Below are 26144 nucleotides of genomic sequence, written 5' to 3' on the forward strand. Positions count from 1 at the left end.
ATTTACAATTTTAATGACTTTTATGTAACGTGTACAGCAAAAAGCACTAGGTCTTTTTAAGGGGAATCACTACACCAATGAAAAAGAAGAACATTCCGATGCATGCTGTATAAAATGTCACCGTTCCATATAGGTCTTGAAAAAAACGAAGCCACGAGAAATCATTCATGAAATGGTTCACCGCATTTAAATCAAACACGAGTAAAATCACCGCAGATGATAAAAAGTGTGCGCCGATAAAAAGAAGTACGGTCTTTTGAACAAACGACATTCGCATTCCCTCCTTCTTCTCTCTTATTTTAAGATATGGGTTCTATTTCAATACATGACGATGATGAAAAATTGTTTCCTAATCGGGCATACTGACATTAGCAGTCTCCCTGAAAGGACGAGTTCGATGAAATCAAACCGTATCTTCATTACCTGGCTAAGATGGCCTCTTTATGTTCGCATTGCGATCATCATCTGTTTCTTGCTTCTCTTTTTTGGACAATTAATCGTCATACTTGAACCAAAGCAGTATCATACGATCTTTGATGGGATCTGGTGGGCTCTCATTACAGTCGCGACGGTAGGCTATGGTGATTTTGTGCCGCAAACCATGCCCGGACAAATCGCAGGTATGGCGCTGATTCTGATCGGGGCAAGCTTTGTAACGGCTTATTTTGCCACGCTTGCTGCCGCTGTATTTAGCAAACAGCACCATTATGTAGAGGGGAAGGTGACTTTCAAGGGGAAGGGACATCTCATCATTGTCGGCTGGAATGAGAAAACGAACAAACTGCTTCAATCGTTTCAAACCATTGATCCCGCCATGCCGATTGTACTCATTGATGATTCCTTAAAGGAAGGACCTCTTTTAGAGAATGTTCATTTTATTAAAGGCCATGGTACAGAGGATGCCACACTTCGCAGAGCAAATATTATGAGTGCTGATACATTGATGATTACCGCCGACCAGCATGAAAATGAAGTGACGGCTGATATGCAGAGTGTCTTAACCTTGCTTGCGGCAAAAGGATTAAATCCTTCGTTATATTGTTTAATTGAAATTTTAACCGATCGCTATGTGAAAAATGCTGAGCGGGCTGGAGCCAATCAAGTCATCCACACTTCTGATGCCGTGAATCATTTAATGGTGGAGCATTTTCTTTTAAAAGAACAGCTCATGGCGTTAAAAATCAAAAGAAACATGACCCTCCATAAACAGATCACCATCATTCCAGTACCGGCTTCATTAGCTGGAGAGACATTCTTAACGGCACTTCATCACTTTCTAGAGCACCATGTCATCATTGTAGGCGTACAAAAAAAAGAAGGACCCATGATGAATCCTCCTTTTGGATATGAGCTTCATCCAGAGGATGAGCTGATCAGCTTTTAAAGCAGTGCATCTTCTAATTCTTTGACGAGTGAAAAGCCAATTTCGGCATAAGCCTTTGACACATCTCCGTCTTTCTCTTTTGGTTCTTGGAATTGGTTAAAAGATGCCCCGACATTTCCAACCATCGCATGGTCATCTAATTTATCTTGATAGACATGCTTTAAGAGAAATGGATGTCCCATTTTCACCACAACGCCTGGCTGATCCAGCTGTCCTTTCTCGGCTGTAAACGGAACTCTGAGAAAGGTATAGCCGTCACGGTTGTCAATTTTATAATCAAAATATCCATGATCATAATCCCAATTCCCATTAATGACATATCCGAGCGGCTTCATGTTTTCTTCTAAATGGTACAGTGAAAAGCTTTCACCAGTTAGCCTAGATGGTACATGAATCATACAGAACCCTCCTTTTTGTATAGGGTTCGTTAAAGAGAGGAATTCATACATTTGCCTTTCGTGATTTGCACATTGTTTGTAAAAGCAGCATCAAATAAGGCCTGGCTGGATGATGCATTTGTCTCGTTTGCACTGCCCGCTCCTGATGTTTCTTTCGTAGCACTCATTGGACAAATCCGCCCAACATTCCCAAAGTTAACGATGGCCTGCCCTGAAATATCATGGATATAAATATGATTTGTTCTCATCGCTTCATCAACCTCCTCCATTGATTATTCTATGTACAGTGCTTAGGGAGGCTTGCACTGACACCATGAGAACATAAAAAAAGGCACACCTTATGCAAGATGTGCCTTTTATTCTTATGATTGTTTGAGACGGCTCTCAAGTTCTGCCTTTTTCTCTTCGAAGCCCGGTTTTCCTAATAAAGCAAACATGTTCACTTTATACGCTTCTACTCCAGGCTGGTCGAATGGATTGACGCCTAGTAAATACCCAGACATCGCACATGCTTTTTCGAAGAAGTACACGAGATATCCGAATGTATAAGCATCCATTTCAGGAATCGTCACAATCAGGTTCGGTACTTTTCCATCCGTATGAGCAAGCATTGTGCCTTCAAATGCTTTTTTATTGACGAAATCAACCGTTTTTCCTGCAAGATAGTTTAACCCATCAAGGTCTTGTTCTTCTGCTTCGATGACAAGTTCATGTCGTGGCTTGTCTACATTCACGATGGTTTCAAACAAGTCTCTTCTTCCTTCTTGTACATATTGACCAAGTGAATGAAGATCCGTTGAGAAGTTGGCAGATGAAGGATAGATTCCTTTTTCATCTTTCCCTTCACTTTCGCCGAATAACTGCTTCCACCACTCCGCAAAGTACTGTAAGCCTGGCTCATAGTTAATCAGCATTTCAATTGTCCGTCCTTTATTGTAAAGAACATTACGGACAACCGCATATTGATAAGCCGCATTTTCTGAGAGCTCAGATGAAGCGAAGTCTTCACTTGCTTTCGCAGCACCTTCCATCATTTGATCAATGTCTGCACCGCTTACAGCGATTGGCAATAGACCAACTGCTGTTAAGACGGAATAGCGTCCGCCGACGTCATCAGGGATGATAAATGATTCATAGCCTTCTTCAGTTGCTAAGGTTTTGAGTGCCCCGCGTGCCTTGTCAGTTGTCGCATAGATGCGTTTTTTCGCTTCTTCAGCACCATATTTTTCGATAAGGAGCTTTTTAAAGATACGGAACGCAATGGCTGGCTCTGTTGTTGTACCAGATTTTGAAATCACATTAATGGAGAAATCGGCATCTTCTAGCAGATCCATAACATCTGTTAAATAAGAAGAACTGATGTTGTTTCCAATAAAGATGATTTGTGGTGTTTTGCGTTTGCCTTTTGGCAAACTATTATAGAAAGAATGGTTTAAAAACTCAATGGCCGCACGTGCGCCAAGATAAGAACCACCAATTCCAACAACGAGTAATACATCAGAATCAGATTTAATCTTTTCTGCACTTTTCTTAATGCGGGCAAATTCTTCGCGATCATATTGCTTCGGTAAGTCAACCCAGCCTAAATAATCACTGCCAGTACCCGTTTGTTCATGAATATTATGATGGGCTACCTTCACAAAATCTTTTAAATATGTAAGCTCATGTTCTTGAAAGAAAGGTAACGCTTTCGAGTAGTCAAATTGAATATGTGTCATCGCTTGTAAGCCCTCCATTACGTTAGTTCTGTCCCTTTCACTTTAGCGGAACTAGCTATTGAAATCAAGTGATCGTCATTGATGCAGCAAAAAGCCGCTCCTCATGAAGAGAAGCGGCCATCCAAATTATAGAGAAGCTTTCAAAATCGCTAAAATGTCATCACGGCCAAGTTTCATAAAGTTACCAAAACCACCATATTCCATTTCTTTTGCTGCGATGTCAGCAATTTTGTCCAGTTGATCTTCACCAATATCATAATCCGCTAAACGACTCGGTGCACCGAGGCTTGTCCAGAAGGCTGACAGCTTGTCGATTCCTTCTAATGCGATGTCACGATCCGATTTTCCTTCTGTCTCAATGTCAAACATGTTCAACATGAGGTTTTTAAAACGTTCGACATTATGATCAAGTGTATGACGCATCCAGTTTGGGAAGAGGATCGCAAGTCCACCTGCATGCGGAATGTCATAAACAGCTGATACTGCATGCTCAATCGTATGTGATGCCCAGTCGCCAAAATAGCCCATTTGCAGCGTGCCATTTAAAGCAATTGTTCCTGCATAAAGGATGGTTTCACGGTGCTCATAGTTTTGTAAGTCTTCAAGTAGCTTTGGTGCTGTCTCGATGACTGTTTGAAGAACAGCAAAACACATCCGATCTTGTAGAGGCGTGTTTTTGACATTATGGAAGTATTGTTCAAATACATGGCTCATCATATCAACCATGCCATACACCGTTTGATTCTCTGGCACAGAATATGTGTGCTCAGGATCTAAAATTGAAAAAGCAGGGTGCGTGACTGAACTGCCCCACACATACTTTTCATTTGTTTCCCAGTTCGTGATCACAGAATCCGGGTTCATTTCTGAGCCTGTCGCTGCAAGTGTCAATACTGTGCCAAATGGCAGTGCTTTTTGAGCGGTCGTTTTCTTTGAAATAATATCCCAAACATTCCCGTCATATTCAGCTCCAGCTGCAATGGCTTTTGTACAGTCGATGACACTTCCCCCACCAACTGCTAATAAGAAATCAATGTTCTCATTTTGGCAAATGTCGATCCCTTTTTGCACTGTAGTGAGACGAGGATTCGGTTCAACTCCTGACAGTTCAAATACGTCAGCCTCTGCTTCATTTAAAGCGCTGATGACCTTATCATAAAGACCGTTTTTCTTAATACTGCCTCCACCATATACAAGAAGCACTCGCTTTCCATAACGAGCGAGTTCGCTTTTTAGTCCGTCTAGTTGTCCTTTTCCAAACATCAATTTCGTTGGATTATAGTAAATAAAGTTCTCCATCTGTTCTACATCTCCTTAAAACATTTATATCCAAAAACATGAAAGACTACTGTAACATATGTACATGCAGAACTCAAAAAAGATAACTGCTTAAAAGCAGCTATCTTTTCCATGTTCGATTATAAAGAAGCGTTTAAAATAGCTAGAACATCTTCTTTGTTCAGCTTTTTAAATTGGCCAAATTCACCACGTGCCATTGCACGGTCTGCAATCAGATCAATTTTCTCATCGTTGATGTCATAGTCAGCTAAACGGTTTGGTGCGCCTAGACTTGTCCAGAAAGCAGAAAGTTTTTCGATTCCTTCTAAGCCAACTTCTTCGTCTGTTTTACCCGCAGGGTCTACATCGAATACACGCACTGCTAATTGCTTGAAGCGACCTGGGTTTTCTTGAATGACATGCTTCATCCAGTTCGGGAACAAGATCGCAAGTCCGCCTGCATGAGGGATGTCATACACCGCAGATACCGCATGCTCAATATTGTGAGATGCCCAGTCTCCGCGTGCACCCATTGAAAGCATTCCATTCAGTGCAATGGTGCCTGTGAATAAAATCGTTTCACGAAGCTCATAGTTTTCCAAATCATTGATCAGCTTCGGTGCTGTTTCAATGACCGTACGAAGAAGTCCTTCACACATACGATCTTGGTAAGGTGTATTCTCCGTGTGATGGAAATATTGTTCAAACACGTGAGACATCATGTCAACCATGCCATAAATCGTGTGGTTTTTTGGCACAGTAAATGTATTGACTGGGTCAAGAATAGAGAATTTAGGGAAGACAGCTGGACTGCCCCATCCGTATTTCTCATTTGTTTCCCAGTTTGTGATGACGGAGCCAGAGTTCATTTCAGAACCTGTCGCGGCAAGTGTTAATACTGTACCAAATGGGATGGCTTCCATTGGGACATGCTTACGAGTGACGATATCCCAAGCATCTCCATCGTATTTCGCACCAGCTGCGATTGCTTTGGTAGCGTCAATGACGCTACCGCCGCCGACTGCCAAAATAAAATCAATTTGGTTCTCTTTGCAAAGCTCAACCCCTTTTCTAACCGTTGTTAAGCGCGGGTTTGGCTCAACACCAGCAAGCTCAGTGATTGTAGCTCCTGATTCTTTTAAGATGCTGACAACTTGGTCATAAAGGCCATTTCGTTTAATGCTGCCTCCACCATATACAAGCAATACGTTTTTTCCGTAGTGTTTTAGTTCATCTGAAAGGGCTGATACTTCTCCCTTTCCAAAGATTAATTTCGTTGGGTTCCAATAAGTAAATCGATCCATGTGATCTCCTCCTCGCGCTACATTATGCGCTTCTTTCATTCCAAAAGTAAAGTAATTTGCTTTCATCCATTTTCTTACGCATAGTTTGGCTAAAAATCTGCAAAATATAAATGTATTGATACTGTAGCGAAAGGAGGAATCACGATGAGTGCTATTCAACGTATTGCCCTCGTGCTCACGATTATCGGTGCTATTAACTGGGGACTAATCGGCTTTTTTCAATTTGACTTAGTAGCAGCGATCTTTGGCGGTCAAGGTGCTGCATTATCACGTATTATTTATGGTCTTGTTGGAATTGCAGGTCTTGTTAACCTTGGTCTATTATTCAAGCCAAGTGAAGAAGCTGTCCGCCGTGACGAGCCGAATCCAGAGGTTCGCTAACAAAAAGACATAAAAAAAGGCCGCCTATTCGAGGCAGCCTAAGGCACCGTTTGAAGCGGTGCTTTTTTTATTTCTTGATAAGGTCTTTACGGTTTGATTGCTCAATCCACTCTTCAAGTTTATCTTTCAGTGTATTGAAACCTTGTGGTGCAGCAGCTTCTTCTTTCACTTGCTGTGGTCTTTGTTTCTTTGGTTTGCTTTCTTTTCTTTCTGGTGCATCTTGTGTCGCACGGATAGAAAGGCTGATTTTACCAGCATTTTCATCAACAGAAAGAACTTTTACTTGTACTTCGTCACCAATTGAAAGGTGCTCGTTGATGTCTTTTACAAAACCATGAGTCACTTCAGAAATGTGCACAAGTCCTTGAGTTTCTTCATCTAATGCAACAAACGCACCATACGCTTGTAATCCTGTTACTTTACCAGTGTAAACACTGCCTACTTCAAACTTTGTCGCCATGATAACAACTCCTAAATAAATGTTTTAATATTCGTTTATACGCAATTAAAAACTATATCACAGAACGCTCTTTTACGCAAAATATTTTTTAATTGGGTTTAGATCCGTTCAAAAGGGGGAATACCTGAAAACAAGAATGCTTTCTAGTATTCCCCCCTAATTTGAGAGGCATGAGTCCAGTTGGATTGATGCCTTTTTTTTATTTTAAGATAGCAGGTGCCTCTTCTTGCACTTGTCTATTCTGCAAAAAACGCTGGATTCTTGAAAGTGATTCCTGCAAGTGATCGAGTGATGACGCATATGAACAACGAATATGCCCTTCACCACTTGGGCCGAATACATTTCCAGGGACAACTGCTACTTTCTCGCTAAGCAGCAGCTCCTCGGCAAATTGTTCTGACGTCATGCCTGTGCTTTTAATGGACGGGAAAGCGTAAAACGCTCCGTTTGGCTGGTGGCAAGTGAGTCCAAGTTCATTGAGAGAGCCGACAAACAAATTACGGCGTCTTCTGTAGCTTTTCTTCATTTTCTCCACATCTTCAAGTCCATTTTTTAATGCTTCTTCTGCGGCATATTGTGCCATAGCTGGTGCACACATCATAGAATATTGATGTATTTTCAGCATGGCATCACGGAGGACTGGCGGTGCTGCCACATATCCTAGGCGCCACCCCGTCATAGCGAACCCTTTTGAAAAACCTGAAATCAAAATCGTTCTTTCCTTCATATCTTGAATCGCCGCTACGCTCGTAAAAGCTTCATCGTACGTCAGCTCTGCATAAATCTCATCTGTGATGATTAAAAGATCATGCTCCTTTGCAAACTGAGCAATATCTTCAAGCTCTTCTTTCGAGTAAACAGACCCTGTTGGGTTTGATGGAGAGCATAGCAAGATGGCTTTTGTTTTCGGCGTCAGCTTCGTACGAAGATCAGCAGAATCGGCTTTAAAATCTTTTTCAGCCGATGTACTTAAATAAACCGGTACACCGCCCGCAAGTGTCGTCAGAGCCCCATATGCGACGAAACAAGGCTCTGGGATGATTACTTCGTCCCCGTTGTTTAAAATGGCGCGAAAGGCCAAATCAAGCGCCTGGCTACCGCCAACGGTAATAATGAGTTCTTCTTCAGGACTGTACTCAATGTGAAACCGCTTATATAAATAATGACTCAATTCTTTTCGCAAAGAGAGCAGCCCAGCATTTGCTGTATAAGAGGTCAGTCCTTGCTCTAAAGACATAATACTGGCTTCTCTCACATTCCAAGCTGTCACGAAATCCGGTTCGCCGACCCCGAGGGAGATAACCCCTTCCATTGTGGCTGCCAAATCAAAGAATTTCCGAATACCTGACGGCTGAATGCTTTGTACCGTTTCAGATAAATAAGACTTTTTCATTTAAGGAGACACCACGATTCTTTTGTCATCGTCCCCTGTTTCAAAGACTTTCCCATCATGCTTATATCTTTTCAAAATAAAGTGGGTAGTGGTTGAAACAACAGAATCAAGTGTCGATAATTTTTCAGATACGAAGCGGGCGATATCAGACATGGATCTTCCTCTGATCACAACAGATAAATCATACACGCCTGACATTAAATACACGGACTCCACTTCTTGGAACCTGTAAATGCGTTCAGCAATTTCATCAAAACCGACGCCTCTTTTTGGGGTCACTTTCACATCAATCATCGCTGTAACGCCTTCGTGTCCGTCTACTTTTCGCCAGTCAATCATGGTCGAATAATCAATAATGACTTTTTGATCTTCGAGCTTTTGAATAATGGCTTCTGCTTCTTCTGATGTCACACCTGCCATTTTTGCAATTGTATTTAAATCGGCGCGGCTGTTTTCATCTAAAATCTCTAATATTTCAGTTTCTTTTTCGGTTAGTTTCATTGATTTCACACCTCTGATTGTAAAAAGCTAGTTTTAAAAAATCTTCTGAACATTATAGCACGTTTTTCCCATTATGCTAAGCAGGGAAAAGATTCTAATCGTAGCTTAAAATCCACTTTTTAGGGTACAATACAGTCACCTAACAGAGAGTGAGTATCAAATATCGGAGTTGATGAGTGTGGACATTGTACAGCCATCCTATATGAAAAGTAAATTCGGTTTAGATATCTATTACGAACACTATCCAAATGAAGGTAAGAAGACATTGATTTTGATTCACGGTCTTTTCTCATCTACCTTCAGCTATCGAAAGCTCATCCCGCTTCTGAAACAAGACTTCAATTTAATTGCGATTGATCTGCCTCCATTCGGGCAGTCCGAAAAATCAAATACGTTCATTTACAGCTATCGCAACATGGCAAAAATCATCATTGAACTAGCTGGTTATTTGCAGATTCAGCATGCGATCCTCGTGGGGCATTCCATGGGGGGACAAATTGCTTTATATGCTGCCTCTGAGCGTCCCGACCTATTTGAAAAAGCTGTTCTTTTATGCAGTTCAGGGTATATGAATAAATCCAAAAAGTCGCTTGTTTACAGCACATATATTCCTTATTTTTATCTCTATTTAAAAAGAAAGTTGTTCAAGCAAGGTATTATGAAAAATTTAACCGCTGTTGTGCATGATCATTCGATTATTGATCAAGAGATGGTAGACGGATATTTAAAGCCTTTTTCAGATGACCAAATTTTCAGAGGTATTTTTCGTTTGATTCGGCATAGGGAAGGCGATTTAGCGTCAGATGTCTTAAAGAAAATGGAGACACCTGTCCTGCTGATTTGGGGGGAGGAAGACCGGATCGTTCCTATTCAAATTGGCGAAAGACTGCACAAAGATCTGCCGCATTCAACCTTTCACGCATTAAAAAAAACCGGGCACCTCATCCCTGAGGAAAATCCGGTCTTTGTGTCTGATCAAATTGGTCATTTCAGCCTGTCTTAAAACGAGCAGGAGCTACTTTCTCTTATGATAAAAAGCTGATTTGCGATATGCTGGCAGCTTTCCATCGGAAGAAGCTGATCAAATGAGTGATGGTAAATGGCTTGAATGTCTTTCGCGAAAGATAACGGGTCTTCTGCGTCGTATAAGGCACTGATAACGTCAGCAGGCTCCGTTTCGTAAAAGTCCTCTCCATACTGAAAAGGGTCCCATGCCTTAATGATTTGAATCATCTCTTCTACAGCTTGACTATCTTTCATGGGGATCACCGCTTATAATAAATTTTGTGATGTTTATTTTAGCACAACCAAGAATGGTTGAAAAACGGCTAGAGGTGGGTTTCATGAATTTCGACGAACAGATCATACGTAAAGGTTCAAAATCAGTCAAATGGGATCAAGCAGAGTCTTTGTTCCTGACAACAGATGCGCTGCCAATGTGGGTAGCAGATATGGATTTTAAAGCGCCCCAAGTCGTGCTTGATGCTTTAAAAGAACGATTAGATCACGGCGTATTCGGCTATGCATTTCAGGATCAGGATACGCAGCAAGCAGTAGCTGACTGGGTCAAAAGAAGACACGGTTGGACGATAAAAACAGATGCCGTCACCTTCACACCAGGTATCGTGACAGCACTTAGTTTTGCGGTACAAGCCTTTACAGCTCCGAATGATGAAGTGGTCATTCAGTCACCGGTGTATACGCCCTTCTATCAAATGATTGAAAGAAACGGACGTATCGTCTCAACCAACCCTTTAAAAATAGAAAACAACCGTTACATGATGGATTTTGATGATTTAGAGAAGAAATTAAGCAGGCCAGAAGCAAAGCTGATGTTTCTTTGTCATCCGCATAATCCTTCAGGGAGAGCTTGGTCAAAAGAGGAATTAAAGCGTGTAGGAGATCTATGTGTACAGTACGGTGTCACCGTCGTGTCAGATGAAATTCATTCCGATCTGATGCTTTACGGGCAGCCGCATGTGCCTTTTGCCAGCCTTTCTGATGAGATAGCTAACATCACAGTAACGTGTATTGCACCGAGTAAAACATTTAATTTAGCTGGTCTTCAGGCATCTGCCATTATCATTTCTGATGAAGAAAAAAGAACCCTTTTCACCAATGTAGTGCAAAGAAATGGATTGTCTAAACTGAATGCCTTTGCGATTCCTGCCATGGAGGCGGCCTATCGCCACGGAGATGAGTGGCTTGATTCACTTGTTCTTTATCTCGAAAATAATATGAAGATCGCAATGGATTATATTGATGAATATCTGCCGATCATGCGTTATATGAAACCAGATGCTTCTTATCTATTGTGGCTGGATATTCGTGATTATGAGCTCACTCAAGCAGAATTGAAACGTAATCTGCTGAAAAAGGGCAAGGTCATACTAGAGCTCGGAAACGTATATGGGCACGAAGGAGACGGCTTTATTCGAATGAATCTAGGCTGTCCTGCCGGAACAGTGAAAGAAGGTCTGAAGCGCCTTCATCAAGCATTCACTCAATCATCCGAATAAAACCATTTCTATCAAAAGAACATCCTAACGGGTGTTCTTTTTAAAGAAAAAAACCCTCCTATTATCATATCTACTTTGTACATGAAATGATATAATGAGAGGAATTACAATTATTTACGAGGAGAGCATTTAAATGGAAATGTTCAAGGATTTTCTGCTCCATGTATCTTTTATTCTATTTCCAATCTTTTTATATCATGCACTATGGCTAAGCCGGACCCCTGCTCATTTCCCTAAAACGAATAAACTGCTCATCACCATATTTGCATCCATTTCATCAGCACTATGTATTATGTATCCAGTTGGTTCGATTTTAGATTTGCAGACTGGGCTTCAATCGATTCCCCTTGTACTGGCTATTTTATACGGAGGATATACCGCCGGAATCGTCGCTATCTTGGTTAGTTCAACCGTAAAGTTCGTGATGTATGGCTCTTTTTTATGGGTTGGATTGATTGTTGTACCGATTTACTTTTTCATCCCTTTCCTGCTTTACCGGAAATGGCGCCAATATTCTAAGCAGAGAAAGCTTTTATACGGAGTCCTGATTGCGTTATCAAAAGGGATGTTTATTTACATTGGACTGCTTGTGGTCAGCTTAATAGAGTACAGCCCTGCATTCATTATGCAGCAAAAGCTGCTTGAATTATTTTTCTCAACTCTTTACTACATATTCTTTCTTGTGCTGAGTATTTATTCCATTGAGTTTGTGAAAGAGAATGCGCAAATGAGAACACAGCTTGTCCAATCAGAGAAACTGACGATTGTGAGTGAACTTGCAGCAAGTGTCGCCCATGAAGTCCGCAATCCACTGACGGTGGTGAGAGGATTTATCCAACTGCTCTTTTCAAGTGACAATACGAAAGAGCCGTCAACCAATAAAGATTATAAAAATCTCGTTTTATCTGAACTTGACCGTGCGCAGGATATTATTACGAGCTATCTTGATATTGCGAAACAAAATTATTATCAAATTGAGTCTCTCAATTTATCTAAATTACTTGAAGAGTGTGCGTCGCTGATGACATCCTATGCGAATTTTAAGTCGGTCACGATTCATCAATCGATTGAACCAGACTTATACATCCAAGGTGATGAAACGAAAATCAAACAAGTCATGATTAATTTAATCAAAAATGCAATCGAAGCAGCGCCCGAACACGAAGGTAAAATCGAACTGTTTGCTTCAAAAGAAAATCATCGAATCTGCCTTTATTTCGTTGATAACGGTGTAGGCATGTCAGAAAGCCAAATGAAAAAGCTTGGTGAACCCTATTACACATTGAAAAATAAAGGAACAGGGCTTGGGCTGACAGTAACATTTTCCATCATTGAAAATCATCATGGAACCATTCGTTTCAAAAGCTCATTGCAGTCTGGTACAACAGTCACCGTGAAGTTTCCTGAAGATACAAGAAGAAAATGATCAATCCATTTTTTTTGTCCTTTTTTCATCGATCTGCTCCTGCTTCTTAGAAGCACGAACGATCAAACGAAAGCAAATAAATGCAGCAGCAAAGAAAAGCACCGTCGTGATTGCCGCAGGGATATACTCCCTTTTATCTTCAGGAAAATACAGTAGAAAGAATATGATGAACGACATGATTCGCTCTTCCCCCTTTTGCTCGTTTACTTCACTATATTGGCTAAAAGAAAGGAAATACCTTCTTATGCGAAGGAAATGGAGGAATTTCATATGACAGACATTCAGATTGGACAAATCGTGAAAGGTTTTTACAAAACAGGTGTTTACATTGGGGAAGTGACAGCCGTTAAACCATCTACTTATCTCGTTCAAGTAAAAGCGGTTTTAACACACCCCACTCAAGGTGACCTGCATCATCCAAAAGAAGCGGACGTACCTTTTTTTCAGGAAAGACGGGCTTTGGCCTTTAGGGAACAGACGAATATCCCTCATCATATGGTCAAGCCTTATGATGGCGACATACCTAATTATCAAGTATCACTGAAAGACGCCGTAGACAAATTGAAAAAAGGGCTCAGTGCGGATGATTCCAAGTGGGCTGAAAAATCAAGAGCGTGCCTCTCTTCTCTTGAAAAAGATTATTTTCCAGAAGACGCCCGCTAATCTGCCGAATCAAAAAAGTGAGAGAAGTCAATGAGTTCACCAATTTTGGTTGTTTGCGGATTTTCCACATAGGATCGATCTTTTTCAAAAAGGGTGAACAGCTGATAAGTGGTCATGGCATCATCGAGTGCTTTATGATGCTTACCAGCTCCTTCACTGCCGTACTCCTTAGCTGCTTTCCGAAGTCCTGTGAGTGTTCTATCCCCAAAAAAGGTTTTATATTCAAAAGCCAGATCCCTTTGATTCCCCTTAAAAGGAAAACCAATATGATTGAGCATACAGTTTTGCTTCAGTACCTTCATGTCCATATTTCCCCATGTGATAATCTCACAGTCTTCTCCCCCATCGAGTGACACGAGCTTCTTGATAAACGCCTCAAAAGAAATCCCGCTTTCTACATCCTGCTGCGTAATGCCAAGGAACGATTTACAGCGCTTTGTCAGCTTCGGGAACTTTTTCGGTTTGACATAGCTTGAGAATGTGTCTATGATCGTTTCATTTGATGCTTTGACGACACCGGCTTCAATGATTTCCGGGAAAAAATTTTGCGGATGATATTTCCCATCAGGCATCGTAAATTCAAAATCGACCACAAGCAGCGTCTTCTGTTCCATCAGTCTCACCCCACTTTCTCGTCTGTTTTCCATCCTGCTACTATTATATTAAGACGGACTTTGAAATCACTTCATTTTCGTGAAAATAATGCAGATTCACTATGCCCAACCTATTCATCAGATGAAAGATCTTTTATTTTCCTTTATAATTATTAAGGAACACGAAATAAATAAAGAAGGTGGTCTTTATCACAAACAGGAAGAAAAACTTGTACATCATGTGGTTTGTGAACTTTTTTGTATCTGCCAGCATTACAATGATCGTCCCTTTTTTATCACTTTACATAGAGTCTCTTGATAGCAGTTATTCGAATGAATTTGTTCAAAGATGGAGCGGCTATGTCTTTGGGGTTACGTTTTTAACAGCCTTTCTCATTTCTCCAATTTGGGGACGGATTGGTGACCGGCATGGCTATAAAAAGATTTTGCTCATTAATGGCATTGGGATTGCAACAAGTATTTTATTAATGGGGCTTGTTCAAACCGTTTATCAACTATTTGCGTTAAGGCTTTTCATGGGGCTTGTGACAGGCTTTATTTCGACTTCGATGGCACTGATTTCTGCACAGACCGAAAAGGCAACAGCCGGTAAGACCCTCGGTACGATGCAGATGAGTAATGTCGCCGGAGGATTATTCGGTCCATTAATGGGTGGATTTATGGCAGACAGTGTCGGATTCATTTATACATTTTTCTTAACAGCTGCTGTCATATATGTGTCAGCGATTGTCATTATCTTCGGTGTGAAAGAACAGCCGATCCGTTCAAAAGAAGCAAAACGGGTTTCTTACTCACGGAAGGATGTCCTTGTCCATATTTTCAAACAGCCTTTACTTGTCGTCACCATGCTTCTCACATTTATTACGCAAGTCGGGAACTTTAGTATTCAGCCGCTTTTAGCCTTGTACATTCATGATTTACACGGCCCCGTCAATCTTGCCTTTTATGCAGGACTGGCGTTTTCTGCAACGGGGCTTGGCAATTTGCTGTTTACACGGAAATGGGGTGACCTTGGAGATCGTATTGGTCACGATAAGGTGCTGCTCGCCCTTCTCATCCTCTCCTCCATTTTATTCATCCCGCAAGCGATGGCGGATTCCTACGGGATGTTAGTGATCTTCCGTTTCTTATACGGTATGGCACTAGGCGGCATCATTCCTTGTACGACGGCCTATATTCGGATCAAAGCGCCTGCCTCTATGCAAGGGGAAGTGCTTGGTTACAATGTCAGCTTCCGCTTTCTTGGAAATGTCGTCGGACCCGTCATAGGCGGCATTGTGGCGAGTCATTACGGAATTCCAGCTGTCTTTTATGTCACCGCCGGCATTTTCCTTTTCGGGGCATTATTTTTATGGGCGGTCCGCTCACAATCAAAGACAAAAGAGAGGAGTGTCTGATCCATTATCAGATACTCTTTTCTTCTGTCTAAATGCCTTGTTTACTAGACTTCACGTCTATTCTTTTCTAAAAATAACCTTCTCGTAATCGCAAAAGAATGGTACGATATGGCTAGAAATCCGAAGAAAGTGAGTGACCTCATGTTTCGTGCAATCATTGGTTGGTTATTACTTGCTGCCCTCATCCCATTATTTGTTCTGACTTTTTATCTATCAAAGGAAGAAGCCGCAAGTGTAAAACCTGTTAACGAAGTGCTTGATCAAAAAATCAAGCTGGAAAAGGTAGACTTTTCCCAAAACAGTTATATGTATGATCGAGATGGTTCTCTTATCTCTGAGATCGTATCAAACGATGAGAACCGTGTTTTCGTGAAGTACGATAAAATTCCTGATTCCGTAAAGGAGCTGTTCCTCCGATCAGAGGACCGCAACTTTTATGACCATAAAGGCATTGACTTTATGGGCGTGATTCGTGCCCTTGCCGCAAATGTGAAAAACCATGGCATTAGCCAAGGCGCCAGCACCATCACACAACAGTTATCCCGTAATTTATATTTAAGTCATGAACGTTCATTCAGCCGAAAGTTTACAGAACTGCTCTATTCCTATGAGCTCGAGCGAAAATTTACAAAAGAGGAAATTCTCGAAAGCTATTTAAATACGATTTATTTCAGTAACGGGGTTTACGGTGTCGGTTCTGCGGCTAATTACTATTTTGATAAGCCGCTTAGTTCTTTGACGCTTGCACAGATGGCATTTATTTCTGCGATTCCTAACAACCCTACGCTGTATGACCCATTGAAACAATTCAAACATACAAAGAAACGCCAGAAACGGCTGCTTGGTATTTTAGAAAAAGATGGTGTCATTACGAAGAAGCAATACAAAAAAGCGGTGAAAGAAAAAATCAGCTTGTCCTTAAGTGAAAAGAAAAATCTTTACCCTGACTATGTGACATACGCCAATGAAGAATTTACCGATCTGGTGTCTGATCAGGAAGGCTTTACAAAACGATTGAAAAAAGCCAAAACAGCTGGCGCAAAAAAGGCGATTCAAAAAGAATTATCAGAAAAGGTTAGTGCATTGCTTCAAGATGGTGTGAAGATTTATACAGCACTAGACCCTTCCTTACAACAAAGAGCGGTCTATCAGCTCAATGCACAATTGCCTTATCAAGGTGTGGAAGGCGGTTCAGCAGTCATTAACCACCAAACCCATCAAATCGTCGCACTTGCTGGCGGGAAGAATTATAAAAAGTTTGATTTCAACTACGCCTATCAAGCGCAAAGACAACCAGGTTCCGCCATTAAGCCGCTGTTAGATTATGGCCCTTATATTGATCAAACCGGTGCCACGGCATCAAGCAAAATCAGTGCCGGCAAGTTTTGCAGTAGCGGATATTGCCCGCAAAACTATAATCATAAAACGTATGGAACTGTAACACTTGAAACAGCCTTTAAGAACTCTTACAATACACCAGCGATTCGTATGCTTGATACAGTCGGTGTCAAAAAAGGCTTCAGCTATTTAGAAAAGTTTTCATTCGAACATATTGTCGCAGATGATTACCGCCTCCCTTCTGCACTTGGAGGATTTACAAAAGGCTTCTCGCCGCTAGAAATAACCGATGCATATACCGTGTTTGGCAATCAAGGTGCCTATACGCGAAATCACTCCATTACAAAGGTCACAGACTTAAACGGCAAAACCCTTTACAAGTGGAAAGAGTCGCCGAAGCAAATCTATTCTCAGCGTACAAATGAAACAATGCGCAAGCTGCTTGCCTCTGTTGTGAAAAGTGGAACAGGGAAAAAGGCGAATTTCAATTCTCCTTACATTGGGGGAAAAACAGGGACATCCAATGACTACAAAGACATTTGGTTTGTTGGCCTGACAGATCAATACACAATGGGTGTATGGGTAGGAAGAGATAGAGGAACCGTTGAATCGATTTATAGTTCAAGCCCGCACTTACGTATTTGGAAACAAACTATGCAATACGCTAGATAAACAGGAGGTTTGATTGCGATGCATTCCACACAACCCTCTCACTTCATTTTATTTGACGGTGTCTGCAACGTGTGCAGTGGTGCTGTTCAGTTTATCATCAAGCGCGACCCGAATGAGCGGATGATGTTTGCTTCTTTACAATCAGATACAGGGCAGCGTATTTTAAAAGAAAACGGCTTGCCTTTAGATGAGTTCAATTCATTCATTTATATTGAAAATGGGACCCTTTATATGAAGTCAACAGGCATCTTAAAAGCGGCGCGGCATTTAAAAGGGATATACAAATGGAGCTATTTACTCCTCGCGATCCCTCGTCCAATCCGTGACTGGTTTTATCAGCTCATTGCAAAGAATCGCTATAAATGGTTTGGTCAAAAAACATCCTGTATGATGCCTACACCTGATATTCAGAAGCGGTTTCTTCCATAAAAAAAAGCATCCTCCATCATCGGAGGATGCTTTCTTTCGTCTGATTAAGCTGGCAGACTCGCCATCACACTGTTATAAAGCTTAATAAATAAGTACAAAATGCCGATCAAAAACGTGGCCCAAAACAGCAGAATAAACATCATAAACCCAATTAAATTCAGCATGGAAAGTGATTGATAAATGCGTACCACAACCCAGATAAAATAGACGAGACTTGCTAAAACAAAAAGCCCAACAAGCAAAATGAGCTGCTGCGTCAATAGAAATGCAAGTAAGCTGGCAAACAAATAGACAACCGATGCAATCCGAATTTTCTTTAAGTTCTCCCCTTCAGGGTCCTTTGCAAAAAAGAGCAGCGCTAGCTCTAACACCGTATCTGCAATGAGTTTTAAAGCAGATAAAATCATAAAATAAACAAGTGCAAATGCGGCAAACAAAGCAAGACGAATGCCCTGTTCAGAGAAAAATTCCAGCATTCCTTTTAAAATCCCTGCTTGGGTCAAGAAGTCAGTCGTGATACCTACTGTAAAAATAGAAAAGGCAGAGCTGAATAGCAAAATCGAAATCAGCGGAAAATATCCAGTCAAATATGTATTTTTCATAAATAGATCCTTTCTCATAAGCTCATTTTTATTATGGCTCACTTAAAACGGATTGACAAGATGCTTTCCAAGTAAACTGGAATCTAAATCAAATTTGTGATTTTGCACGTACATTCCTTCACAAACTTACATTTTCCCGTTAAAGTATTACTATTACGAAAAAATTGCGCGTTAGGGGTATACTCGTGAAAAAAACTTTAAGACTGCAAACACGGCTGACGATCTTTGTCTGTATTGTTGTCCTGATCTCCCTCTGTATCACATTCTTTACGATCTGGTCAGAAACAGCCAAAAATATTCATCAGCAGGAACGTGATATCGCCCTCTCCACTGCCAAAATGGTCGCAGAGGCTCCGATCACAGCAAAATCATTGGAAAAAGATCAATCATATACAGCACTGCGAAAATATACAACAAATGTTCAGCGTATTACCAAAACCGAATTCGTTGTCGTCATGGATATGAACGGTATCCGCAAAACACATCCGAATCCGCAAAAGATTGGGAAGCGATTTGCTGGCGGTGATGAAAAACCGGCATTACAGGGTAAGGAACATATTAGTACCGCATCTGGAACACTTGGCAAGTCCATGCGTGCCTTTGTTCCTGTTTATAACCAAGATGGCAAGCAGCTCGGGGCTGTGGCAGTTGGGATTACATTAAAGGAAATTGATTTAATTATTCATCAAAGCCTGCTCCCGCTCTACTTTGTCACATCGCTAAGCCTTTTATCTGGCATTATCGGTGCACTCATTGTGGCACGCAAAGTGAAGAAGATTATGTTTGGACTAGAGCCAGATGAAATTGCCACATTATTAAAAGAACGAAGCGCCATGCTAGAATCAACAAAAGAAGGCATTCTTGCCGTCGATCAGCACGGTAAAATAAAGCTGGCAAATGCAGAAGCTAAACGCCTTTTTCATAATATGGGCATTATGGTTGACCCTAGAGAACAAGATGTACAGGCCCTTCTACCTTCAAGCGGCTTAAAGCAAGTAATCGAAACACGGAAACCGCTGCTTGATCGCGATGTCAGAATGAACGGACTGGAGCTGGTCTTTAATGAGGTGCCGATTACGGTAAAAGGAGAAATTGTCGGAGCAATCGCAACCTTCCGTGACAAAACAGAAGTCAAACACCTGGCTGAACAGCTGAGCGGGGTGAAGATGTATGCCAATGCGCTTCGTGCCCAGTCACACGAATTTATGAACAAGCTTCATGTCATTTTAGGATTGGTTCAGCTGAAGAACTATGATGACCTTGGCACCTATATTAAAGATATTGCGATTTATCAGCAGACAGAAACAAATGAAATCATCAACCATGTGAAAAACTCAGTCTTAGCAGGGTTTTTACTAGGAAAACAGAGCTACATCAGAGAACAAGGCGCAGCTTTAGAAGTCAATTGCAGTACACAGGTACCAAACTCGGAGGACCCAGCAGTCACACATGACCTTATTACGGTCATCGGTAATCTGTTAAATAACGCACTCGATGCCGTTTCTCATACAGAGAACAAAAATATCTCCATCTCATTCAGATATGTCCAAGAGCAGCTTCATATTGAAATTACAGACACAGGTGTCGGTCTGACAAAAGAAGAACAGGACATCATGTTTGATCAGGGCTTTTCAACAAAAGGAGAAGACAGAGGATTTGGCCTTTACTTTGTTGACCAAAGCATCAAAAAACTGAACGGACATATGATCGTCACAAGCGAAAAAGGAGAAGGAACGACCTTTAGTCTCCGTATTCCATATAAACAAAAGGAGGATTCACATGATTAATGTGTTGATCGTAGAAGATGACCCAATGGTCGGGGAGCTGAATAAACGCTACTTGACCCAAATAGAAGGTTTTGAATTAAAAGGGATTGCCACCTCATTTCAGAAGGCACTAGACATCTTAAAATCAGAAATCATTCACCTTGTATTGCTTGATATTTATATGCCTGGACAAAATGGGCTCGCCCTATTATCAGAAATTCGTGAGCAAAATCATTCCGTTGACGTCATCGTCATTTCAGCTGCAAATGAAGTGGATGTCGTACAGCAAACGATGCGAAACGGAGCTGTCGACTATTTAATCAAACCTTTTGAGTTCGAACGCTTCCAATCAGCACTGGCAGAATATAAAAGAAAACATGCCCTATACCAAACGATGAACAGCATCTCTCAAAATGATTTAGACGCGAAGCTTTTTCATAAAAAAGCAGAGGCGGAAAAAGTCCTGCTGCCAAAAGGCTTAACGAAGAGCACACTCAAACTCATCTGGACAAGCATTCAATCATTCGGTCAGCAGGCTTTCACGACCGAAGACCTAGCCAATCATACAGAAATCTCCCAAGTTTCGATTAGAAAATACTTGAAATTTCTTGAGGATATCGAAGTGGTTGATGTGGAGATGGCATACGGGACAATCGGCCGCCCTGTTTTCCAATATAAACTGAATACAAGCAACATGAATTTGATACAGCAATATCTTTAATTTGACACATCTGACCTTTCACAAAGGCCAGATGTTTTTTTATGGCATACGATGTCACAAACCCCTTGATATCAGCGGTTTCACTGTAGTAGAGCACATCATAAAAGCGGCATTATATCATATTTCAGCACATAAAAAGACATCGAATTTAGCCTTTTAACATTTTTTTAAAAATAAAACAAATTTCTATTTATTTATTCGATGGGAAATGATAAATTATGATTGATTAGTTCAACGAGATATAAGTCTGATGTCTTACATCTTCTCTCCTGTTTCCATCAACTTTAAAAGAATGCAGGATAAAATACCCTTTTCAGAAGGATAGGAGAAGGCAAGAGTCGGTCTTTTTTCGCGAGACTTTTCTGAAACTTTTAAATTTTATAGGGGGTTATGTTTTGAAGAAGCGCAAAATTGGACTTGCATTGTCCTTAGTCGTAGCAGCAGGAACCATCCTTGGAGCATGCGGCAACTCTGGCTCAAACAGCGGTGAAAACAAAAAAGATAAAGATCAATTCACTGTTGCAATGGTAACTGATGTCGGTGGTGTCGATGACAAATCGTTTAACCAATCTGCTTGGGAAGGTTTACAAGCATTTGGGAAAGACAACAATTTAACAAAAGGTAAAAACGGCTTTGATTACTTACAATCTAAATCAGACGCTGACTATACAACAAACTTAAACACACTTGCTCGTGAGAAATTTGATTTGATTTACGGAATTGGTTTCTTAATGCAAGATTCTATTACTGAAATTGCGAATCAACGTAAGAAAAACCACTTTGCCATCGTTGATGCAGTTGTAAAAAAAGACAACGTAGCAAGCATTACATTTAACGAAAACGAAGGATCATTCCTTGTAGGTGTTGCAGCGGCTCTTTCTACAAAATCAAACAAAATTGGTTTTGTTGGCGGCGTTGATTCTGAATTAATCAGAAAATTCGAAGTTGGTTTCCGTGCAGGCGTTGAAGCAGCTAATCCAAAAGCAAAAGTTGAAGTGAAATATGCTGGGGCATTCGATAAAGCAGACATCGGTAAAGCAACAGCTGAAAGTATGTACAAATCTGGCGTTGACGTCATTTACCACGCAGCAGGCGGAACTGGAACTGGTGTCTTCACAGAAGCGAAAAACCTGAAAAAAGCTGATCCTGACCGCAAAGTGTGGGTCATTGGTGTTGATAAAGACCAGTATGATGAGGGTAAAGTACCTGGAACAAAACAAAGTGTCACTCTTACTTCTATGATTAAGAAAGTAGACACAGCGGTACAAGACTTAACAACAAAAGCAAAAGAAGGTAAGTTCCCTGGTGGCGAAGTGATCACGTACGGTCTGAAAGAAGGCGGCGTTGACATCTCTCCATCTCAAGAGAATCTTGATAAAGATGTATTGAAGAAAGTCGAAGAATGGAAACAAAAAATCATCAAGGGTGAAGTGAAAATCCCTGCAACACGTGATGAACTAAAAGATTTTAAAGCTTAATTTGTGCATCGGGATAAGCGCGCCTTATCCCCTTGCCTCTCCTTTACCTCCTCTTTATTCGTAAAAGGTGGTAAAAGAAAAGCTGCAGCCTTGTTTTGCAGCTTTTCTTTTGCTAGTTTTTATCTTCATCAGCACCCTAAAAAAGGAGCGGTTAAACCTGTGGATTATGTCATTGAAATGTTGAATATACGCAAAGAATTCCCTGGCATTGTAGCAAATGATAACATTACGCTGCAGCTAAAAAAGGGCGAAATTCATGCGCTGCTTGGTGAAAACGGCGCTGGAAAATCAACGCTCATGAACGTGCTTTTCGGACTGTATCAGCCTGAAAAAGGTGAAATCAAGGTACACGGAAAACCGGTTACAATCTCTAGTCCAAATGATGCAAGTGATTTAGGCATTGGAATGGTCCATCAGCATTTTATGCTAGTAGATACATTTACTGTGGCTGAAAACATCATTTTAGGAAAAGAGCCAAAGAAATTTGGAAAGATTGACAAAGAACAAGCCATTCAGCAAGTGCAGGAACTTTCTGACCGTTATGGACTGAAAATAGACCCTGCCGCTAAAGTATCTGACATCTCAGTCGGTATGCAGCAGCGAGCAGAAATCTTAAAAACACTATACCGCGGCGCTGATATCTTGATCTTCGACGAACCAACAGCCGTCTTAACACCTCAAGAAATAAAAGAACTCATACAAATTATGAAAAACTTAATCAATGAAGGCAAATCCATTATTTTAATTACCCACAAGCTAAAAGAAATTATGGATGCCTGTCATCGCGTGACCATTATCCGAAAAGGGCAAGGCATTCGTACACTTGATGTGGAACACACAAACAAAGACGAGCTTGCCAGTTTAATGGTCGGCCGCGAAGTCTCATTTAAAACAGACAAAAAAGCAGCCTCCCCTGCTGAAGAAGTCTTGCAAATTCAAGATCTCACTGTCAAAGATGCGCGAGGAATTGAAGCCGTGAAACAACTCAATTTATCAGTAAAAGCTGGTGAGATTGTCGGAATTGCGGGTGTAGACGGAAATGGTCAATCTGAATTAATTGAAGCCATTACAGGTCTGAAAAAATCCGAATCTGGCACGATCATGCTAAACGGGAAATCCATTCAAAATCTCCCGCCTCGTAAGGTCACAGAATCTGGTATCGGACATATTCCTCAAGACCGTCATAAGCACGGACTTGTCCTTGACTTTTCAATTGGAGAAAATATTTCCTTACAAACGTATTATCAGCGTCCATATTCGAAGTTTGGCTTGATGAATATGAAAAACATTTATCAAAAAGCAAAACGAATCATTGCTGAATACGACGTACGGACACCTAGTGAATATACAGAAGCACGTGCGCTATCAGGCGGTAACCAGCAAAAAGCTATTATTGGCCGTGAAGTTGACCGAAATCCTGATTTATTAATTGCCGCACAACCGACACGTGGACTTGATGTCGGAGCCATTGAGTTTGTTCATAAACGTCTGATTGAACAAAGGGATTCAGGCAAAGCTGTTCTGCTCATCTCCTTTGAGCTTGATGAAATTATCAATGTCAGTGATAAGATTGCTGTTATTTTCGAAGGCAGCATTATTGCCATTGTTGATCCAAAAGAAACAACAGAGCAAGAACTTGGTCTGTTAATGGCTGGAAGTACGCAACAGGAAGTGGGGAAAGAAGCAAATGTCTAATCGCTTAACAAATCTGCTGATTCCGCTTATAGCCATTGTACTTGGTCTTTTCGTTGGGGCCATCATTATGCTGGCAAGCGGTTATAGTGTCATCGAAGGTTATAGCGCCCTTTGGAATGGCGTATTCGGTGAAACCTATTATATGGGAGAAACCATCCGACAAGTCACGCCTTATATTTTATCAGGACTTGCTGTTGCCTTTGCATTTCGGACAGGCCTATTTAATATCGGGGTAGAAGGTCAAATGCTGATTGGCTGGGTAGCTGCTGTATGGATCGGCACAACTGTCCATGCACCTATGTATATCCATCTGCCTCTTGCACTGATCACAGCAGCTGCTGCTGGTGCATTATGGGGCTTTATTCCCGGATTTTTAAAAGCTCGTTTTTACGTACATGAAGTCATTGTCACCATCATGATGAACTACATTGCCCTTCATGTCACAAATTATTTAATCTCAAATGTCTTAACAAACAATAAAGATAAAACAGAAAAAATTGATGCAACAGCTTCCCTTCGATCTGGTTTTTTTGAGCAGATCACTGATTTCTCTAGAATGCATAATGGGATTTTTGTTGCCATTATTGCGGCTGTTGTCATGTGGGTTATTATCCAGAAAACCTCTAAAGGGTTTGAATTACGCGCAGTTGGGATGAACCAGCAGGCCTCTCATTATGCTGGGATGAACGTTCGACGCAACATCATTTATGCGATGCTCATTTCTGGTGCCTTTGCAGGTCTTGCAGGTGCGATGGAAGGACTCGGAACATTTGAATATGCTTCGATTAAAGGATCATTCACTGGCGTTGGTTTTGATGGAATCGCTGTTGCCTTACTAGGCGGAAATACAGCTGTTGGTGTCGTCTTAGCGGCATTATTGCTTGGTGGATTGAAAGTCGGTGCTTTAAACATGCCGCTTGAATCTGGCGTACCGACTGAGGTCGTTGATATTGTGATTGCGATCATTATTCTTTTCGTTGCCTCAAGCTATATCATCCGTCTTGTTATTCAACAATTGAAGAAAAAGGGGGGAAAATAAGTGGGATTTCTGCAAATTCTTGAAATCATCGTCCCGGCTACACTTGTTTATGCTGCACCACTTATTTTAACCGCTCTTGGAGGCGTCTTTTCAGAAAGATCAGGTGTCGTCAATATCGGTCTTGAAGGTTTGATGGTCGTCGGAGCATTTTCTAGTATTATCTTTAACTTAATGTTTGCTGATACGTTTGGTGCCTTGACCCCCTGGCTCGGTCTACTTGTTGGTATGGCCATTGGCGGCGTGTTCTCACTCATTCACGCTGTTGCCACTATTACGTTCAGAGCAGATCAAACGGTCAGTGGTGTTGCGATTAACATGCTTGCCCTTGGTGCTACGCTGTTTGTTGTCAAACTGATTTATGGCAAAGCACAAACGGATAAAATTACAGAACCTTTCTATAAAGGAGATATTCCCCTTTTAAGTGACATTCCGATCATTGGTGATATTTTCTTTAAAGATGTGTATTATACGTCCATTCTCGCATTAGTTCTTGCGGTTGTCGCTTGGTTTGTTTTATTTAAAATGCCGTTTGGCTTACGACTTCGTGCAGTCGGAGAGCATCCAATGGCAGCTGATACAATGGGAATCAAGGTATACCGGATGCGCTATATCGGCGTCTTCATTAGTGGTCTATTTGGCGGTCTTGGCGGAGCTGTGTATGCATCGACCATCGCTCTTGACTTCTCACACGCCACCATTACAGGACAAGGCTTCATTGCGTTAGCCGCCCTTGTTTTCGGGAAATGGCACCCATTTGGCGCTATGGGCGCTGCTTTATTCTTTGGATTTGCACAAAGCTTAAGCATCATTGGCTCTCTGCTTCCGCTGTTTCAAGATATCCCGAACGTGTACATGCTCATTGCACCATATGTGCTGACGATCCTAGCTCTTACTGGCTTCATTGGACGAGCAGACGCACCAAAAGCACTTGGTACCCCTTATTTAAAAGGAAAACGATAAATAAATAC

The 26144-nt window shown here is 41.3% G+C and carries 28 protein-coding genes; 15 read left to right on the top strand and 13 right to left on the bottom strand.

Features of this window, described 5'->3' with window-relative positions:
- Positions 1-46: 46 nt before the first annotated feature.
- Positions 47-271 (bottom strand): hypothetical protein, encoded by a 225-nt coding sequence (locus tag LCD34_RS05860; protein WP_008345775.1) that lies wholly within the window; start codon positions 269-271, stop codon positions 47-49.
- A gap of 126 nt (positions 272-397) precedes the next feature.
- Between LCD34_RS05860 and LCD34_RS05865 the strand changes: the two genes are divergently transcribed.
- Positions 398-1384, top strand: coding sequence for a potassium channel family protein (locus tag LCD34_RS05865; RefSeq protein WP_224558664.1), 987 nt, complete (start codon positions 398-400; stop codon positions 1382-1384).
- Here LCD34_RS05865 and LCD34_RS05870 read toward each other — a convergent pair.
- The 5 genes from LCD34_RS05870 to LCD34_RS05890 all read right to left on the bottom strand — a co-directional run bounded on the left by LCD34_RS05870 (position 1381) and on the right by LCD34_RS05890 (position 6082).
- A complete protein-coding gene (locus tag LCD34_RS05870) occupies positions 1381-1782 on the bottom strand; it encodes a YugN-like family protein (protein ID WP_008345780.1) in 402 nt (133 codons plus the stop codon). The genes LCD34_RS05865 and LCD34_RS05870 overlap by 4 nt on opposite strands.
- Positions 1783-1811: 29 nt before the next feature.
- On the bottom strand, positions 1812-2030 hold the full coding sequence (locus LCD34_RS05875; RefSeq protein WP_008345782.1) for a spore germination protein: 219 nt from the start codon (positions 2028-2030) through the stop codon (positions 1812-1814).
- A 114-nt stretch (positions 2031-2144) separates the two neighbouring features.
- On the bottom strand, positions 2145-3500 hold the full coding sequence (locus tag LCD34_RS05880; protein ID WP_024719715.1) for a glucose-6-phosphate isomerase: 1356 nt from the start codon (positions 3498-3500) through the stop codon (positions 2145-2147).
- A 126-nt stretch (positions 3501-3626) separates the two neighbouring features.
- Positions 3627-4799, bottom strand: coding sequence for an iron-containing alcohol dehydrogenase (locus LCD34_RS05885; RefSeq protein WP_008345787.1), 1173 nt, complete (start codon positions 4797-4799; stop codon positions 3627-3629).
- A gap of 119 nt (positions 4800-4918) precedes the next feature.
- Positions 4919-6082: an iron-containing alcohol dehydrogenase gene (locus LCD34_RS05890; RefSeq protein ID WP_008345790.1), complete on the bottom strand. Its 1164-nt coding sequence runs from the start codon at positions 6080-6082 to the stop codon at positions 4919-4921.
- Between the two features lie 144 nt (positions 6083-6226).
- Here LCD34_RS05890 and LCD34_RS05895 point away from each other — a divergent pair, with 144 nt between their 5' ends.
- Complete coding sequence (locus tag LCD34_RS05895; RefSeq protein WP_008345792.1) at positions 6227-6463, top strand: DUF378 domain-containing protein; 237 nt, start codon at positions 6227-6229, stop codon at positions 6461-6463.
- Between the two features lie 67 nt (positions 6464-6530).
- Here LCD34_RS05895 and yugI read toward each other — a convergent pair whose 3' ends face one another.
- The 3 genes from yugI to LCD34_RS05910 form a co-directional block, all read right to left on the bottom strand.
- A complete protein-coding gene (gene yugI, locus LCD34_RS05900) occupies positions 6531-6923 on the bottom strand; it encodes a S1 domain-containing post-transcriptional regulator GSP13 (protein ID WP_007500519.1) in 393 nt (130 codons plus the stop codon).
- Between the two features lie 199 nt (positions 6924-7122).
- Positions 7123-8316: an aminotransferase gene (locus tag LCD34_RS05905; protein ID WP_035389238.1), complete on the bottom strand. Its 1194-nt coding sequence runs from the start codon at positions 8314-8316 to the stop codon at positions 7123-7125.
- Positions 8317-8817: an Lrp/AsnC family transcriptional regulator gene (locus LCD34_RS05910; RefSeq protein ID WP_007500517.1), complete on the bottom strand. Its 501-nt coding sequence runs from the start codon at positions 8815-8817 to the stop codon at positions 8317-8319.
- A 178-nt stretch (positions 8818-8995) separates the two neighbouring features.
- On the opposite strand from LCD34_RS05910, the gene LCD34_RS05915 reads away from it, so the two are divergent.
- Positions 8996-9820, top strand: a complete 825-nt coding sequence (locus tag LCD34_RS05915) for an alpha/beta fold hydrolase (protein ID WP_017358960.1) — start codon at positions 8996-8998, stop codon at positions 9818-9820.
- Here the strand turns inward: LCD34_RS05915 and LCD34_RS05920 are convergent.
- On the bottom strand, positions 9817-10077 hold the full coding sequence (locus tag LCD34_RS05920) for a DUF1871 family protein (protein ID WP_025207895.1): 261 nt from the start codon (positions 10075-10077) through the stop codon (positions 9817-9819). The genes LCD34_RS05915 and LCD34_RS05920 overlap by 4 nt on opposite strands.
- Positions 10078-10160: 83 nt before the next feature.
- Here LCD34_RS05920 and LCD34_RS05925 point away from each other — a divergent pair, with 83 nt between their 5' ends.
- Positions 10161-11336 carry a MalY/PatB family protein gene (locus LCD34_RS05925; protein WP_224558665.1) on the top strand — a complete coding sequence of 392 codons (1176 nt, stop codon included), beginning with the start codon at positions 10161-10163 and terminating at the stop codon, positions 11334-11336.
- A gap of 133 nt (positions 11337-11469) precedes the next feature.
- Positions 11470-12762, top strand: a complete 1293-nt coding sequence (locus tag LCD34_RS05930; protein ID WP_008345807.1) for a sensor histidine kinase — start codon at positions 11470-11472, stop codon at positions 12760-12762.
- Here LCD34_RS05930 and LCD34_RS05935 read toward each other — a convergent pair whose 3' ends face one another.
- The gene (locus LCD34_RS05935) at positions 12763-12939 is read right to left on the bottom strand and encodes a hypothetical protein (protein WP_008345810.1); all 177 of its coding nucleotides are present in this window, start codon (positions 12937-12939) and stop codon (positions 12763-12765) included.
- Positions 12940-13032: 93 nt separating this feature from the next.
- On the opposite strand from LCD34_RS05935, the gene LCD34_RS05940 reads away from it, so the two are divergent.
- Positions 13033-13425 (top strand): kinase-associated lipoprotein B, encoded by a 393-nt coding sequence (locus LCD34_RS05940; RefSeq protein ID WP_008345812.1) that lies wholly within the window; start codon positions 13033-13035, stop codon positions 13423-13425.
- Here the strand turns inward: LCD34_RS05940 and kapD are convergent.
- Positions 13422-14039, bottom strand: a complete 618-nt coding sequence (gene kapD / locus LCD34_RS05945; RefSeq protein WP_224558666.1) for a 3'-5' exonuclease KapD — start codon at positions 14037-14039, stop codon at positions 13422-13424. The two genes, LCD34_RS05940 and kapD, sit on opposite strands and share 4 nt — an antisense overlap.
- 218 nt (positions 14040-14257) lie before the next feature.
- Here kapD and LCD34_RS05950 point away from each other — a divergent pair, with 218 nt between their 5' ends.
- The 3 genes from LCD34_RS05950 to LCD34_RS05960 all read left to right on the top strand — a co-directional run bounded on the left by LCD34_RS05950 (position 14258) and on the right by LCD34_RS05960 (position 17875).
- Positions 14258-15436, top strand: coding sequence for an MFS transporter (locus LCD34_RS05950; RefSeq protein WP_220482436.1), 1179 nt, complete (start codon positions 14258-14260; stop codon positions 15434-15436).
- A gap of 108 nt (positions 15437-15544) precedes the next feature.
- Positions 15545-17446 (top strand): transglycosylase domain-containing protein, encoded by a 1902-nt coding sequence (locus tag LCD34_RS05955; protein WP_008345818.1) that lies wholly within the window; start codon positions 15545-15547, stop codon positions 17444-17446.
- Positions 17447-17464: 18 nt separating this feature from the next.
- Positions 17465-17875, top strand: coding sequence for a thiol-disulfide oxidoreductase DCC family protein (locus tag LCD34_RS05960; RefSeq protein ID WP_008345820.1), 411 nt, complete (start codon positions 17465-17467; stop codon positions 17873-17875).
- A gap of 44 nt (positions 17876-17919) precedes the next feature.
- Here LCD34_RS05960 and LCD34_RS05965 read toward each other — a convergent pair whose 3' ends face one another.
- Complete coding sequence (locus LCD34_RS05965; RefSeq protein ID WP_008345822.1) at positions 17920-18477, bottom strand: YufK family protein; 558 nt, start codon at positions 18475-18477, stop codon at positions 17920-17922.
- 185 nt (positions 18478-18662) lie between these two features.
- Between LCD34_RS05965 and malK the strand changes: the two genes are divergently transcribed.
- The 6 genes from malK to LCD34_RS05995 all read left to right on the top strand — a co-directional run bounded on the left by malK (position 18663) and on the right by LCD34_RS05995 (position 26136).
- Positions 18663-20264 (top strand): malate sensor histidine kinase MalK, encoded by a 1602-nt coding sequence (gene malK / locus LCD34_RS05970; RefSeq protein ID WP_008345824.1) that lies wholly within the window; start codon positions 18663-18665, stop codon positions 20262-20264.
- Positions 20257-20964: a response regulator gene (locus LCD34_RS05975; RefSeq protein ID WP_008345826.1), complete on the top strand. Its 708-nt coding sequence runs from the start codon at positions 20257-20259 to the stop codon at positions 20962-20964. Before malK ends, LCD34_RS05975 begins: the two co-directional genes overlap by 8 nt.
- Before the next feature lie 395 nt (positions 20965-21359).
- Complete coding sequence (locus LCD34_RS05980; RefSeq protein ID WP_008345828.1) at positions 21360-22442, top strand: BMP family protein; 1083 nt, start codon at positions 21360-21362, stop codon at positions 22440-22442.
- Positions 22443-22601: 159 nt separating this feature from the next.
- Entirely contained in the window at positions 22602-24137 is a 1536-nt protein-coding gene (locus LCD34_RS05985) for an ABC transporter ATP-binding protein (protein WP_224558667.1), read from the top strand.
- On the top strand, positions 24130-25176 hold the full coding sequence (locus LCD34_RS05990; RefSeq protein WP_048002202.1) for an ABC transporter permease: 1047 nt from the start codon (positions 24130-24132) through the stop codon (positions 25174-25176). The genes LCD34_RS05985 and LCD34_RS05990 overlap by 8 nt, the downstream gene beginning before the upstream one ends.
- The gene (locus LCD34_RS05995; RefSeq protein WP_008345835.1) at positions 25177-26136 is read left to right on the top strand and encodes an ABC transporter permease; all 960 of its coding nucleotides are present in this window, start codon (positions 25177-25179) and stop codon (positions 26134-26136) included.
- Positions 26137-26144: the final 8 nt, after the last annotated feature.

The sequence above is a fragment of the Bacillus sp. RAR_M1_44 genome, assembly GCF_020165935.1.
In the GTDB taxonomy this organism is placed as follows: Bacteria; Bacillota; Bacilli; order Bacillales; family Bacillaceae; genus Bacillus; species Bacillus altitudinis.

Excerpts from the sequence above, each read along its gene's own strand:
- LCD34_RS05975 (WP_008345826.1), top strand. The coding sequence starts at position 20,257 with ATGATTAATGTGTTGATCGTAGAAGATGACCCAATGGTCGGGGAGCTG.
- LCD34_RS05910 (WP_007500517.1), bottom strand. The coding sequence starts at position 8,817 with ATGAAACTAACCGAAAAAGAAACTGAAATATTAGAGATTTTAGATGAA.
- LCD34_RS05920 (WP_025207895.1), bottom strand. The coding sequence starts at position 10,077 with ATGAAAGATAGTCAAGCTGTAGAAGAGATGATTCAAATCATTAAGGCA.
- LCD34_RS05955 (WP_008345818.1), top strand. The coding sequence starts at position 15,545 with ATGGCTAGAAATCCGAAGAAAGTGAGTGACCTCATGTTTCGTGCAATC.
- LCD34_RS05940 (WP_008345812.1), top strand. The coding sequence starts at position 13,033 with ATGACAGACATTCAGATTGGACAAATCGTGAAAGGTTTTTACAAAACA.
- LCD34_RS05935 (WP_008345810.1), bottom strand. The coding sequence starts at position 12,939 with ATGTCGTTCATCATATTCTTTCTACTGTATTTTCCTGAAGATAAAAGG.
- LCD34_RS05930 (WP_008345807.1), top strand. The coding sequence starts at position 11,470 with ATGGAAATGTTCAAGGATTTTCTGCTCCATGTATCTTTTATTCTATTT.
- LCD34_RS05960 (WP_008345820.1), top strand. The coding sequence starts at position 17,465 with ATGCATTCCACACAACCCTCTCACTTCATTTTATTTGACGGTGTCTGC.
- LCD34_RS05905 (WP_035389238.1), bottom strand. The coding sequence starts at position 8,316 with ATGAAAAAGTCTTATTTATCTGAAACGGTACAAAGCATTCAGCCGTCA.
- LCD34_RS05895 (WP_008345792.1), top strand. The coding sequence starts at position 6,227 with ATGAGTGCTATTCAACGTATTGCCCTCGTGCTCACGATTATCGGTGCT.
- LCD34_RS05875 (WP_008345782.1), bottom strand. The coding sequence starts at position 2,030 with ATGAGAACAAATCATATTTATATCCATGATATTTCAGGGCAGGCCATC.
- LCD34_RS05885 (WP_008345787.1), bottom strand. The coding sequence starts at position 4,799 with ATGGAGAACTTTATTTACTATAATCCAACGAAATTGATGTTTGGAAAA.
- LCD34_RS05870 (WP_008345780.1), bottom strand. The coding sequence starts at position 1,782 with ATGATTCATGTACCATCTAGGCTAACTGGTGAAAGCTTTTCACTGTAC.
- LCD34_RS05860 (WP_008345775.1), bottom strand. The coding sequence starts at position 271 with ATGTCGTTTGTTCAAAAGACCGTACTTCTTTTTATCGGCGCACACTTT.
- LCD34_RS05950 (WP_220482436.1), top strand. The coding sequence starts at position 14,258 with ATGTGGTTTGTGAACTTTTTTGTATCTGCCAGCATTACAATGATCGTC.
- LCD34_RS05990 (WP_048002202.1), top strand. The coding sequence starts at position 24,130 with ATGTCTAATCGCTTAACAAATCTGCTGATTCCGCTTATAGCCATTGTA.
- LCD34_RS05890 (WP_008345790.1), bottom strand. The coding sequence starts at position 6,082 with ATGGATCGATTTACTTATTGGAACCCAACGAAATTAATCTTTGGAAAG.
- LCD34_RS05965 (WP_008345822.1), bottom strand. The coding sequence starts at position 18,477 with ATGAAAAATACATATTTGACTGGATATTTTCCGCTGATTTCGATTTTG.
- kapD (WP_224558666.1), bottom strand. The coding sequence starts at position 14,039 with ATGGAACAGAAGACGCTGCTTGTGGTCGATTTTGAATTTACGATGCCT.
- yugI (WP_007500519.1), bottom strand. The coding sequence starts at position 6,923 with ATGGCGACAAAGTTTGAAGTAGGCAGTGTTTACACTGGTAAAGTAACA.
- LCD34_RS05880 (WP_024719715.1), bottom strand. The coding sequence starts at position 3,500 with ATGACACATATTCAATTTGACTACTCGAAAGCGTTACCTTTCTTTCAA.
- LCD34_RS05865 (WP_224558664.1), top strand. The coding sequence starts at position 398 with ATGAAATCAAACCGTATCTTCATTACCTGGCTAAGATGGCCTCTTTAT.
- LCD34_RS05925 (WP_224558665.1), top strand. The coding sequence starts at position 10,161 with ATGAATTTCGACGAACAGATCATACGTAAAGGTTCAAAATCAGTCAAA.